General features: G+C 64.3%; 10 protein-coding genes. 2 read left to right on the plus strand and 8 right to left on the minus strand.

Going from position 1 to position 13,322, the window contains the following annotated elements; translation table 11 throughout:
- Window positions 1-2: 2 nt before the first annotated feature.
- The 3 genes from NKI31_RS20720 to msuE are packed head-to-tail and all read right to left on the minus strand — an operon-like array spanning window position 3 to window position 2,865.
- Entirely contained in the window at window positions 3-851 is an 849-nt protein-coding gene (locus NKI31_RS20720) for an ABC transporter permease (protein WP_352652451.1), read from the minus strand.
- 24 nt (window positions 852-875) lie between these two features.
- A complete protein-coding gene (locus tag NKI31_RS20725; RefSeq protein WP_023703676.1) occupies window positions 876-2,252 on the minus strand; it encodes an LLM class flavin-dependent oxidoreductase in 1,377 nt (458 codons plus the stop codon).
- A gap of 55 nt (window positions 2,253-2,307) precedes the next feature.
- Complete coding sequence (gene msuE, locus NKI31_RS20730) at window positions 2,308-2,865, minus strand: FMN reductase (protein WP_352652452.1); 558 nt, start codon at window positions 2,863-2,865, stop codon at window positions 2,308-2,310.
- A gap of 340 nt (window positions 2,866-3,205) precedes the next feature.
- Here msuE and NKI31_RS20735 point away from each other — a divergent pair, with 340 nt between their 5' ends.
- Complete coding sequence (locus NKI31_RS20735) at window positions 3,206-4,225, plus strand: LLM class flavin-dependent oxidoreductase (protein WP_352652453.1); 1,020 nt, start codon at window positions 3,206-3,208, stop codon at window positions 4,223-4,225.
- Window positions 4,226-4,305: 80 nt separating this feature from the next.
- On the opposite strand, the gene NKI31_RS20740 is transcribed toward NKI31_RS20735, so the two are convergent.
- The 5 genes from NKI31_RS20740 to NKI31_RS20760 all read right to left on the minus strand — a co-directional run bounded on the left by NKI31_RS20740 (window position 4,306) and on the right by NKI31_RS20760 (window position 11,016).
- Entirely contained in the window at window positions 4,306-5,151 is an 846-nt protein-coding gene (locus NKI31_RS20740; RefSeq protein WP_352652454.1) for a fumarylacetoacetate hydrolase family protein, read from the minus strand.
- A gap of 147 nt (window positions 5,152-5,298) precedes the next feature.
- Complete coding sequence (locus NKI31_RS20745; protein WP_352652455.1) at window positions 5,299-6,030, minus strand: SDR family oxidoreductase; 732 nt, start codon at window positions 6,028-6,030, stop codon at window positions 5,299-5,301.
- A gap of 291 nt (window positions 6,031-6,321) precedes the next feature.
- On the minus strand, window positions 6,322-8,694 hold the full coding sequence (locus NKI31_RS20750; protein WP_352652456.1) for an aldehyde dehydrogenase family protein: 2,373 nt from the start codon (window positions 8,692-8,694) through the stop codon (window positions 6,322-6,324).
- Between the two features lie 226 nt (window positions 8,695-8,920).
- Window positions 8,921-9,970, minus strand: a complete 1,050-nt coding sequence (gene deoC, locus NKI31_RS20755; RefSeq protein WP_023689207.1) for a deoxyribose-phosphate aldolase — start codon at window positions 9,968-9,970, stop codon at window positions 8,921-8,923.
- Window positions 9,971-10,188: 218 nt separating this feature from the next.
- The gene (locus NKI31_RS20760; RefSeq protein WP_023683551.1) at window positions 10,189-11,016 is read right to left on the minus strand and encodes a ferredoxin--NADP reductase; all 828 of its coding nucleotides are present in this window, start codon (window positions 11,014-11,016) and stop codon (window positions 10,189-10,191) included.
- Between the two features lie 221 nt (window positions 11,017-11,237).
- Between NKI31_RS20760 and NKI31_RS20765 the strand changes: the two genes are divergently transcribed.
- Window positions 11,238-13,322, plus strand: a complete 2,085-nt coding sequence (locus tag NKI31_RS20765) for a hydantoinase/oxoprolinase family protein (RefSeq protein ID WP_352652457.1) — start codon at window positions 11,238-11,240, stop codon at window positions 13,320-13,322.

Genomic DNA, 13,322 nt, shown 5'->3' on the forward strand with positions numbered 1-13,322 from the left:
GCTCAGTTGACAGGATTGCTCCAGCGACAGAGCCGCCGCTGCAGGGTGACCAATGCCTGGTTGGCGATCAGGCCAAGCCCGGCGAGGATGACGATTGCCGCAAACATCAGCGGGATCTGGAAATTGTACTGCGCGTTCATCACCTGGAAGCCGATGCCCTTGTTGGCACCGATCATCTCGGATGCGATCAGCAGCAGCAGCGCCGTGGTGGCGCTCAGCCGCAAGCCGACGAAGATCGACGGCACGGCGCCCGGCAGTACGACGCGGCGAAACACGGTGAGCCGGCTCGCACCATAGACGCGCGCCATTTCAAGCAGCTTGGGATCGACTTCCTTGACGCCGCTGGTGGTGTTGAGCAGCAGCGGAAACAGCGTCGCCCAGAAGATGACGAAGATCTTCGAGGTCTCGCCAAGTCCCAAGAGCAGGATGAACACCGGATAGAGCGCCAGCGCCGACGTCTGCCGGAACACCTGCAGGATCGGATCGAGCGAGGTTTCGACCGGGCGCACCTGGCCCATGAACAGGCCAAGCGGAATGGCAACGGCGACAGCCGCCGCAAAGGCGATGCCGGCGCGCTGCAGGCTGATGGCGATGTCGCCGAGCAGGCTGCCGCCGGCAAGCCCCTTCCAGAGTGCGACGACGATCATGTCGATCGGCGGCAGCACCGCCGCGTTGACCCATCCGACGCTGCTCGCCACCTGCCAGAGCGCCAGGAAGCCGGCAAGCACGCCGTAGCGCTTCAGGAAGCGAACAGCCGCCTTGCTACCGAGGTTCAGGAAGTCGGTGCCGAGCCCAGTTTCGCCACCACTGCGGCGAACCGTGATTTGCCGATCGATGTGCTGCAACGTCATTGCTTCACCCCTTCGATGCCAAGGTCATTCGGCGGCAAGGACGGTCGAGCGGGCGACGGTCCATGGATTTTCCGGCCGCCTGAGGCCGAGGTTCTCGCGCAACGTGCGGCCTTCGTAAGCCGTGCGGAACAGGCCGCGCCGCTGTAGCTCGGGAATGACCAGGTCGACGAAATCGTCGAGCGCGCCGGGCAGCCAGGGCGGCAGGATGTTGAAGCCGTCGGCCGCCTCGCTGGTGAACCATTCCTCCAGCTGATCGGCGACCTGCGTGACGCTGCCGACGATGGTGTAGTGGCCGCGCGCCGTCGCTACCCATTGGTAAAGCTGGCGTATGGTGAAGTTGTGCTCGTCGGCAATCTGCCGGATCAGCGCCTGGCGGCTCTTCATGCCCTCGGTTTCCTTGCTCGGCGGCAACGGGCCGTCGAGCGGATAGCCCCTGATGTCGAGCGTCTGGCCGGCAAGACCGTTGAGCAGGGCGACACCGTCCTCGGGCAGGATAAGGTCGTTGAGCTGTTGGTATTTGGCGCGGGCCTCGTCCTCGGTGCGGCCGACGAAGGGCGCGACGCCCGGCATGATCAGCACCTGGTCGGGATCGCGGCCGACTTCAGCCACGCGCGCCTTGATGTCGCGGTAGAATTCCTGCGCCGTCTCGAGCTTCTGATGGGCGGTGAAGATGACCTCGGCCGAGTGCGCGGCAAGCCCACGGCCGTCTTCCGACTGCCCCGCTTGTACGACAACCGGATGTCCTTGCACCGGGCGCGGCACGTTGAGCGGACCCTTGACGCTGAAATGCTCGCCCTTGTGGTCGATGTCGTGCAATCTGTCCTTGTCGTAGAAACGGCCCGACTGCTTGTCGCGGATGAAGGCGTCATCCTCCCAGCTGTCCCACAGCGCCTTGACCGTCTCGACATGCTCATGCGCCCTGGCATAGCGCTCGGCATGGCTGGGCTGGACGTCGCGGTTGAAATTGCGTGCCGTTTCGTCGCCGGCCGAGGTCACCACGTTCCAGCCGGCGCGGCCGTTCGACAACAGGTCGAGCGAAGCGAATTTGCGCGCCAGCGTGTAAGGCTCCTCATAAGTGGTGGACGCCGTTGCGATGAAGCCGAGATGCGTCGTCAGCGGCGCCAGCGCCGCAAACAGCGTCACCGGCTCGAAGCCGGCGATCTTGGCGTTGCCGCCCTCGCGGGCGCCGAGGCCGACGGTCAGGTTGTCGGCCAGGAAATAGGCGTCGAACAGGCCGCGCTCGGCGGTCAGCGCCAGTTGCTTGTGGAACTCGAAATTGGTGGCGCCGTCGGCCGGCGCATCGGGATGACGCCAGGCGGCGATATGCTGCCCGCCGCCGGGCAGGAAAGCGCCGAGCTTGATCTGCCGCGGCCTGCTATCGGACTTGCTGGCTCGAGTCATTGCAGGCGTCCTTCTGGTCTATGCGGGATGGAATATTGCGTCGCGGATCGTGGTTTCAGGCGGCAAGGACGACGCTGTAGGGCACGCCGGCCACCCGGCATGCCTCGGCGACCGCCTGCCGGGCTCGCGCCTTGACTGCCTCTGACACCAGCACGCCATCTGCAAAGTCCTTGTCCGAGGCGTAGATCGCGGTCGGCAGGGTCTGCGCCTCGAAGAAGCCGAACAACGGCCGCAACTGGTGTTCGACGACAAGCGAATGACGCTCGCCGCCGCCTGTTGCCGCCAGGATGATCGGCTTGCCGCGCAGCGACGACGGGTCGAGCAGGTCGAAGAAGTGCTTGAACAGCCCGGTGTAGCTGCCCTTGAAGGTCGGGGAGCCGACCACCAGCACGTCGGCGCCGAGCAGCTGCTCGACAATACCGCGCGCCGCCGGATCGAGATCGCCAAGCTGTCTTGCAGGCGCAAAGGACGGGCCGAGATCCTCGATGTCGAAAACGCTCAAAGCCGAGCCGGCCCGGCTCGCCACCTCACCGGCGATGTGGCTGACGAATGCCTTCGTCTTGGACGGACGGGTCAGGTTGCCGGACAACCCCACCACCAGCTTTTTTGACATCCGAGGCTCCTTCTCGCAGACGCACTATCCGCATTAAGCCTACCGATTTTGTAGAATTAAATGAGCGAGAAGATTTCAAAACCGGGCTCTGAAGCGAATGGAGTTTGCGGTACATCGCCTTTGGTTGGTTCATTTGGCCCCAAAAGCGCCGCGGCAGATGCTGACGCGGTCGCGCAAGGCATCGCCGGGGACCATGGCCTTGGTCCTTTGCGCACCGATGGGTATCGTCGCGAAACCGTCAAGGGCCGGCGGCATTGACACTGCGTTGTGTGAGTGTCGATTGAACCCGATCGCCTGGGCGACGAAGTAGGCAACTGGAATCAAAGAACAGGATGCGCGCATGAAGAAGATCGGCTTTCTTTCCTTCGGCCATTGGTCGCCCTCGTCGCAATCGCAGACGCGCTCGGCGTCCGACGCGTTGCTGCAGTCGATCGACCTGGCCGTCGCCGCCGAGGAGCTGGGCGCGGACGGCGCCTATTTCCGCGTCCATCATTTTGCCCGCCAGCTCGCTTCGCCGTTTCCGCTTCTGGCCGCGGTCGGCGCCCGCACCAGCCGCATCGAGATCGGCACCGCCGTCATCGACATGCGCTATGAGAATCCGCTGTATATGGCCGAGGATGCGGGTGCTGCCGACCTGATCGCCGGTGGCCGGCTGCAGCTTGGCATCAGCCGCGGTTCGCCGGAGCAGGTGATCGACGGCTGGCGCTACTTCGGCTACGTGCCGCAGGACGGCAAAAGCGATGCCGACATGGCGCGCAACCATGCCGAGGTGTTTCTGGACGTGCTGCGCGGCGAAGGTTTCGCGCAACCCAATCCGCGGCCGATGTTCCCCAATCCTCCGGGAATGCTGCGGCTCGAGCCGTTCTCGGCCGGCCTGCGCGATCGGATCTGGTGGGGCGCCGCTACCAACGCCACCGCCGAATGGGCGGGCAAGCTCGGCATGAACCTGCAAAGTTCGACGCTGAAGTTCGATGAGGGCGGCCAGCCGCTCCACATCCAGCAGGCCGAACAGATCCGCGCTTATCGTGCGGCGTGGAAGGAAGCCGGCCATACACGCGAGCCGCGCGTGTCGGTCAGCCGCAGCATCTTTGCGCTGGTGAACGACCGCGACCGCGCCTATTTCGGCGGCGGCAGCAGCGAAGATCATTTCGGCTATATCGAGCCTGAGAAGCTTGCCGTCTTCGGCCGCTCCTATGCCGCGGAGCCCGATGTGCTGATCGATCAGCTGAAAGAGGACGAAGCGATCGCCGAGGCCGACACGCTGCTTCTGACCGTCCCCAACCAGCTCGGCGTCGAGTACAACGCCCACGTCATCGAGGCGATCCTGAAGCACGTCGCGCCGGCTCTCGGCTGGCGCTGACAAGAGGCGCCAGCCGCCGGGGAAACAAAGAGATTGAGCGTTTCGCCGGCAAACGGTGAAACGCTCAAGAGAAGAGATGGCTAAACATCCGCCTTGAAGGTCTGCTTCTGCTGGCCGAGCCCCTCGATGCCCAGTTCCACCACATCGCCAGCCTTCAAGAACACCGGCGGCTTCATGCCGAGACCGACGCCGGGCGGCGTGCCGGTGGAGATGATGTCGCCGGGGTGGAGCGACATGAACTGGCTGAGATAGGAAACGAGATAGGCCACGCCGTAGACCATGGTCTTGGTCGAGCCGTTCTGCATCGTCTTGCCGTTGACCGTCAGCCACATCTTGAGGTTCTGCGGATCGGCAACCTCGTCCTTGGTGACAAGCCACGGGCCGGTCGGACCAAACGTGTCGCAGCTCTTGCCCTTGGTCCACTGGCCCTGGCGCTCGGCCTGGAACGCGCGCTCGGACACGTCATGGGCAACGGCATAGCCGGCAACATAATCCAGCGCCTCGGCTTCGGTGACGTATTTGGCTTTTCTGCCGATGACCACGGCGAGTTCAACCTCCCAGTCGGTCTTTTCCGAGCCGCGCGGGATCAGCACATCATCGTCGGGACCGACGATGGCCGAGCTCGCCTTCATGAAGATGATCGGCTCCGGCGGCACGGCGGCGCCGGTTTCGGCGGCGTGGTCGGAATAGTTCAAGCCAATGCAGATGAATTTTCCTGTGCCGGCAACGCAGGCGCCAAGCCTCGGGCTTCCGGGTACGGCCGGCAGCGACTTCGGGTCGAGCTTCGATAGCGCATCGAGCGACGCCGGATCGAGCGCCTTGCCGGCAATGTCGGTGACATGACCCGAAAGATCGCGGATCGTTCCATCCGCATCGAGCAGGCCGGGGCGTTCGCTCCCTATCTCGCCATAGCGCAGCAGTTTCATCTTGCTCTCCAAATTGTGGCCCAAGGCCGTTTTCAACACTCGCTCCGCCAAAGCGACGACTGGGCGGACTCTGGCTATCGGACCCGACCTGGGGCAAGCCGGACTTTAGAACTGTTCGAGCCTGGGCCTGCGGATCGAGGCTATTGCTCAGATCGACCAGCCGCCGTCGATATTATAGGCCTGCCCTGAGGTGTACGTGGCGCCGGCGAGGTAGACCGCAAGGTCGGCGATTTCCTCGGGGGTGCCGAGACGGCCCATCGGCTGGCGGGCGATGAAGGCCGCCCGGGCGGCGTCATAGTCGCCCTGCGCATGCATGCGGTCCTGCAGCGACGGGCTCTCGACGGTGCCGGGGCAGATGGCGTTGCAGCGAATGCCCTTGGCGACATAGTCGGCCGCGACCGCCTTGGTGAGACCGATCACGGCCGCCTTGGTGACGCCGTAGGCGAAACGGTTGGGCACACCCTTGCCGGCGCCGGCGACGGACGACATGTTGATGATTGAGCCGTCGCCGCGCTCCAGCATGCCGGGCAGCACGGCCCGAATGGTGCGGATCATGGCGCGGACATTGAGATTGAAGGCGAAGTCGAGATCGGCATCCTTCATCTCGAGGATCGAGCCGGAATGAACGAAGCCGGCGCAGTTGAACAGCACGTCGACGCGGCCGATTTCGGCGAAGCCCGACGTGACGGCATCATCGTCGAGGACGTCGAGCTTGCGGGTCTTGATGCCGGAGGTCTTGGCGAGTTCGGCCAGCAGCGCCTCGTTGATGTCGGTGGCGTAAACGACGGCGCCGGCCTTGGCGAAGGCCAATGCGCTCGCCCTGCCGATGCCTTGCGCCGCCGCCGTGACGACAACGACCTTGCCTGCCAGATCCGCCATGCGTTTCTCCTCGCCCTCTTTGGCCACTTCTCGGCCCGATTTACTGCCGGCTAACCGGGGCGTCCTGTGCCAGGCAGGCGCGACTATGCGGCCTGCACAATCCATCAGTCAAAATAACAAATGTTTTTTCTGGTTAAAGAACACACGTCCGGGCGTCAAGCCCGAACGCGATCACCTTCGTGACGGCCGATGTAATGCACATCGCTTGCTCTGATGCAACAACATGTATGACAACCGGGCAACGAGTGACGCTGCCATGGTTCGCTCAAGCACAGCGCGCTTCAGGCGGCATTAGTCGCCGTATGGCACCCAGACGTTCTTCACTTCGACGGCGCGGCGCAGCAGGGCATCGCCGGCGGCCTCGTCGGACGCCCAGTCGAGGCTGCGGCCGTTGCCGGTCCAGACGCGCTTGAGATTGCCGACCGAATCGGCCTCCGCCTTGGCGCAAGTGTCGGCATCGGCAAACAGCCAGAGCCCGTCGACATCGTCATGCTTGGCCAGCACGCCGGAAAGTTCGGCGCTGCGGCCGGTGACGATGTTGATGGCGCCTGCCGGAACGTCGGAATATTCGATCACCTGGTAGAGATCGGTGGCGAGCAGCGGGTATTTTTCCGACGGCACGGCCACCACGGTGTTGCCCATGGCAAGCGCAGGTGCGATCAGGGAGATCAAGCCGAGCAGCGGCGCGCTGTCCTGGGCGACGATGCCGAGGACGCCGACCGGCTCGTGCAAAGCGAGCGTGACGGCGCGGGCCGGTGGCTGATGCACCCTGCCCTCGAACTTGTCAGCAAGGCCGGCATAGAGGAAGAGCCGCTCGATGGACTGTTCTACTTCCTCCCGCGCGGCCTTGGCGTTGGCGCCGGTCAGTTCGGTGAGGCGGGCGGCGAACTCGCCGGTGCGGCCGGACAGGTTTTCGGCGAGATAATAGAGCACCTGGGAACGGTTGTAGGCGGTCGCTTCCGGCCAGGCCTTGCAGGCGCGGGCGGCGGCAACGGCGTCGCGGATGTCCTTGCGGCTGCCGAGGCCGACTTCGCCGGCGAGCTTGCCCTTGGCAGTGGCTATCGCCAGCGAATAATTGCCGTCGGGCCGCACCTGCTTGCCGCCGATGAACAGCTTTGCGGTACGATCGATGGCGCCGCCATCCGATTGCTCGACCGGCTGCGCCGAAGATGCCGTCGGCTTGATCACCGGGCCGAGCGGCAGCTTTGCCGAGAGATACTCGAACATGCCCTCGCGCCCGCCCTCGCGGCCAAAGCCGCTTTCGCGGTAGCCGCCGAAGCCGCAGGCAGCGTCGAACATGTTGGTGCCGTTGACCCAGACGACGCCGGCCTTCAGCTGCGGCGCGACATGCAGCGCGAGATTGATGTTTTCGCTCCACACCGAGGCGGCCAGCCCATAGCGCGTGTTGTTGGCAAGCTCGATCGCTTCCTCGGTGTTGCGGAAGGTCATGGTGGCCAGAACCGGACCGAACACCTCTTCCTGCGCCAATATATTTGCCGGCGAAACACCGGTGGCGAGCGTCGGCAGGTGGTAGTAGCCGGAAGACGGCAGCACCGCGTCGGGCTGCCAGCAGACGGCGCCCTGCCTGGCGCCTTCGGCGACCAGACCCTTGACGCGGTCGAGCTGTGTGGCGTCGACCAGCGGTCCGATATCGGTGTTCTTGTCGAGCGGGCTGCCGACGCGAAGCCGGCTCATCCTGACCTTGACCTTTGCGATCAACGCGTCGGCAATGCCTTCCTGCACCAGAAGCCGCGAGCCTGCGCAGCAGACCTGGCCCTGGTTGAACCAGATGCCGTCGACCAGTCCTTCGACGGCGCTGTCGAGATCGGCGTCCTCGAAGACGATGAAGGCCGATTTGCCGCCAAGCTCCAATGACAGCTTCTTGCCCGATCCAGCCGTGGCTTTCCTGATGATCTTGCCGACCTCCGAAGAGCCGGTGAAGGCGATCTTCTGGATGCCGGGATGGTTGACGATGGCGACGCCCGCTTCCGGCCCGCCCTGGACGATGTTGACGACGCCCTTGGGCACGCCGGCACGCTCGCAGATCTCGGCAAACAGGATGGCGGTGAGCGGCGTGACCTCGGCCGGCTTCAGCACCACCGTGCAGCCGGCGGCGAGCGCCGGCGCAATCTTCCAGGCCAGCATCAGCAGCGGGAAATTCCATGGGATGATCTGGCCGACGACGCCGACACCCTTGTGGCCTGGGAAATCCTTGTCCAGCGCCTGTGCCCAGCCGGCATGATGGATGAAATGGCGGATGGCCAGCGGCACGTCGATGTCGCGGCTTTCGCGGATCGGCTTGCCGTTGTCGATTGACTCAAGCACTGCGAACAGGCGCTGATGACGCTGCATCGCGCGGCCAATGGCGTAAAGCACTTTTGCGCGCTGGTAGCCCGAGGATGCCGACCATTTCGGCAACGCCCTGATGGCTGCGGCGACGGCTGCGTCGATATCGGCGGCGCCGGCATCGGAGATCTTGGCCAGCAGCTTGCCGGATGAGGGTTCGCTGGTCTCGAAGGTCTTGCCGCCGCCTGCTGCCTTCCAGCCGCCGTCGATGAACAGCGCCTTGCCGAAATCGCGTCCGGCAAGCCAGGCATCGGCATCGGTGCGGGCTTCCGGCGCCGGGCCGTATTCCATGGCGTGATAGCGTTCGAGAATGTTCATGACGCGCTCCAGATAATCGTCTTGGCAGGCGCTCTGTGGCGCCCCCCTCTGTCCTGCCGGACATCTCCCCCACAAGGAGGGAGATTAGCCTTCGCGCCTGTCGGCTCTGAAACGTCGACAATTGGCGAAATCGCCGACGTTAGCCAATCTCCCCCCAAGTGGGGGAGATGTCCGGCAGGACAGAGGGAGGCGCGAAGGAACACGACGTTCAAGGCCTTCATCCGCCTCACGCCATTGCGTGGCGGTGATTGGCCGAATAATGCCCGGTCAGATGGTGCTCGAGCTGGCGCTCGATATCGGTCAGCAGGCTCGAGGCGCCGAAGCGGAACAGGTCTGGCTCCAGCCATGGCCGGCCGAGTTCCTCCTTCATCAGCACCAGCCAGTCGAGCGAAGCCTTGGCTGTAGAGATGCCGCCGGCCGGCTTGAAGCCGATGAGAAAGCCGGTCTCCTCGAAATAGGCTCGGATGGCGCGCACCATGGCAAGGCCGACGGGCAGCGTGGCGTTGACGCTTTCCTTGCCGGTCGAGGTCTTGATGAAATCGGCGCCGGCCATCATCGCCACCATCGAGGCCAGCATGACATTGCGCAGCGTGGCGAGGTCGCCGGTGCCGAGAATGACCTTGAGATGCGCATCGCCGCAGGCTTCGCGCATCGAGACGATCTCGTTGTAGAGCTCCTGCCACTTGGCGCCGAAGACCAGGCCGCGCGGGATGACGACGTCGATCTCGTCCGCGCCGTCGCGCACCGATGCCTCGATCTCCTGCAGGCGGGTCGACAGCGGCGCGAGGCCGTGCGGGAAGGCGGTGGAGACGGCGGCGACATGGATGCCGGTGCCGCGCACGGCATCAACAGCCGTCGCGACGAAGGGATGATAGACGCAGACCGCTGCCGGGCGGATTTTCTCGCCCTCGATGCCAAGCCCCTCGACGATGTCGCGACGGAACGGGTTGATCGCCTTGGCGCATAGGCGGCGCACCCGCTCTTCGGTGTCGTTGGAATTCAGAGTCGTCAAATCCATGCAGGAGACCGCGCGCAGCAGCCAGGCGGCCTGGTTGTCAGCCTTGATCGAGCGCCTTTTGGTCAGGCTGGCGACGCGGCGCTCCAGCGCCGAGCGATTGACCGAGCGCACCGATTCCATGAAGCCGAGATCGAGCCGCATGCCGGTGTTGCGGGCGATGCCATGCGATTGCGGAACGGGCGTGTTGGCTGCGGCACGCGCCGGCAGCGGCGTGACCTTGGACCCGCCGAGATCGGCTTCGCGGATTGTGCTGCTCATCTCCTGCCCTTTCGCTCGACGATTTTACGTCGTGGTGCGTGTCGTTGCTCCCGGACCGCACGGCGGCTTTAGGCGACGCACACCGACGATAGCCCGTGAAGCATCGCTTCACGAGTCCTTCAAGCGGTCATAGCGGAAAAAGGCGGCGAAAGCAGCTGAATTTTGACCGCATGGTCAAAATTCCAATCGAGAAGCAGGCGCCGAGGCGCCGGCTGATGTCAGCCGACGAAAGCGCGCTCGACGACGAAGGTCGAGGGATGGCTGAGCGAGCCCTCATGGAAGCCAAGGCTTTCGGCCATTTCCTTGACGTCCTTCAGCATGTGCATCGAGCCGCAGATCATGATGCGGTCGGTCTCCGGATTGAGCTTCTCGATGCCGAGGTCGGCGTAGAATTTGCCGGAGCCGATCAGCGCGGTGATGCGGCCCATGCGCGCCGATTCTTCGCGGGTCGTCGAATTGTAGAGGGTGACGCGGCCGCCGGTCAGTTCGCCGATCAGCGGATCGTTCTCGAGCGCCGCCACCAGCTCCTGGCCATAGGTCAGTTCGGCATTGTCGCGGCAGGTGTGGGTCAGGATGACCTGATCGAACTTTTCGTAGGTATCGGGGTCGCGCAGAAGGCTGGCGAAGGGCGCAATTCCGGTGCCGGTCGAGATCATGAACAGGCGCTTTGCCGGGGTCAGCGCGTCGACAACCAGCGTGCCGGTCGACTTCTGGCGCATGATGACGGTGTCGCCGACCTGGATCTTCTGCAGTTCGGAGGTCAGCGGGCCGTCCGGCACCTTGATCGAGAAGAATTCCAGCTCTTCGTCCCAGGCCGGGCTTGCCACCGAGTAGGCGCGGTACACCGGCTTTTCGGCATTGGGCAGCCCGATCATGACGAACTCGCCGGAGCGGAAGCGCAGCGACTGCGGACGGGTGATGCGGAACGAGAACAGGCGGTCGGTGTAATGCTTCACCGAGACGACGGTTTCGGCATAGACGTTGGCCGGAATCGGGAACTGCAGCGGACGGGCGCCGGCGGTGTTGAGTGCGGATGTGGTGTTCATCAATCCAACTCTGTCTTGCCCAAGCCACTACGCGGGCGCCAAACCGTTTCCTGCGCGCCCAGACCCTTCAGGTCCCGGCGTGCCGTTCACACACTCCAAAGCAGTGAGCTCTTGTGTCCCAAATTTATTAGTATACAAACGATATTTGTGTCAAGATACCACGCTAAAACAGCTTTCCAAACTGCGGCATATTCATAGTCCTGGCATTTCGGGTTTCGACAATGAAAGAGAATTTTTCGGTGAAGCAGCCGGATTCCGCGGGCGACGTCGTTGCCGGCATCGATGTCGGCGGAACCTTCACCGACCTCATTTTGATCGACGGCAAAGATGGCGGAAAGGTGCATATCGCCAAGACGCCGACGACGGTCGACAATCAGGCGTTCGGCGTGGTTTCAGCGCTGGGCGCCACAGGCTTTGCCATAGACGGCATCGACCTCATCGTGCATGGCACGACCACCACCACCAATGCGGTGCTGGAACGCAGGCTGGCGAAAACCGGCATGATCACCACGCGCGGTTTTCGCGACGTGATCGAGCTTGGCCGCCGCACACGGCCGCAGCCCTACGGCATGACCGGAAGCTTCGTTCCGATCATCCCGCGCGATCTCCGGCTCGAAGTGTCGGAGCGCGTCGAGGCGTCGGGCGCGGTGCGCACGCCGCTCGACGAGGCCGAGATGCGCGCGGCAGTCAAGGCACTGGTCGACCTCGGCTGCGAGTCCCTGGTCATCCATTTCCTGCATTCCTACGCCAACCCTGGGCATGAGCGGCGCGCCGCCGAAATCGCTGCCGAGCTTTGGCCGAACGGCTACATCACGACTGGCCATGCGCTGCTGTCGGAAGCCCGCGAATTCGAGCGCGGCGTGACCGCCGCGGTCAACGCCTCGGTGCAGCCGATCCTCGAGCGCTATGTCGAGCGGCTGCGCAAGGAATTGGCCGCCAAGGGCTATGCCCGCGACTTCCTGATCATGAACGGCAATGGCGGCATGATCTCGGCCCGTTTCGTCACCAGGGAATCGGCCAAGACCGTGATGTCCGGACCAGCCTCGGGCGTCATTGCCGCGGCCTACACGGGCAAGCGCGCCGGCTTTGAAAACCTCGTCACCTACGACATGGGCGGCACCTCGACCGACGTGGCGCTGATCCGCAATGCGGAGCCCGCCGTCTCCAACGAGATCGAGATCGAATATGCGATGCCGATCCATGTGCCGATGGTGGCGGTGCATACGGTCGGCGCCGGCGGCGGCTCCATCGCCCGCGTCGATGCGGCCGGCCTGATCCAGATCGGCCCGGAAAGTGCCGGCGCCAATCCCGGCCCGATCTGCTACGGCCGCGGCGGCCTGGAGCCGACCATCACCGACGCCAATCTGGTGCTCGGGCGACTGGCGCCGAAAAAGCTGCTGGCGGTCGAAAATCCGGTCACCGTCGAGCGCGTCACCGGCATCTTCGAAGACAGAATAGGCAAGGCCACCGGCCTCTCCGGCGTCGAAGCGGCGGGCGCGGTGCTGCGCCTGGGCAACATGAAGATGGCCGGCGCCATCCGCATGGTCTCGGTGTCGCGCGGCCATGATCCGCGTGATTTCGCACTGTTCGCCTTCGGCGGCGCCGGGCCGCTGCATGCAACCGCGCTGGCGCGCGAACTCGGCCTGCCCCGCGTGCTGGTGCCGGCCCGTCCGGGCATCACCAACGCGCTCGGCTGCGTCGTGGCCGATCTGCGCCATGACTTCGTCAACACCATCAACCAGCCGGTCGCCGTGCTTGATGAAGCCCGGCTTCGCGAGGTGCTGGAACGTCACCGCGGGGAAGGCGAGGAACTGATCGGCAAGGAAGCGGTGAAGCCGGAAACGATCCGCGTTACGCACTCCGCCGACATGCAGTTTGTCGGCCAGACCCACATCATCAACGTGCCGTTGCCGTCTTCATCGGTGACAAGGCAGGAGTTGCAGGTGCTGTTCGAAAAAGCCTATTTCGCCCGCTTCAAGGTCGAGTTGCCGGAGATCCGCGCCAATCTGGTCAACCTCAACACGTCGGTGACGGGCGTGCGGCCGGCGATCGACCTGTCACGGCTGATCGACCCGGCCGGACGTACAAAGACGCTAGACGAGGCGCTGCGCGAAACAAGGCCTGTCTGGTACGCAGGACGCTGGCACGATACGCCGATATACGCACGCGAAAAGTTGCCGCCCGATGGCGTCATCGAAGGGCCGGCGATCCTCGAACAGATGGATGCGACCACAGTGCTCGAACCCGGCGACCGCGCAAGATCGGACGCCGACGGCAACATCATCATCGATATCGGCGAGGCCTGA

The sequence above is a fragment of the Mesorhizobium sp. M0659 genome, assembly GCF_040320605.1.
In the GTDB taxonomy this organism is placed as follows: domain Bacteria; phylum Pseudomonadota; class Alphaproteobacteria; order Rhizobiales; family Rhizobiaceae; genus Mesorhizobium.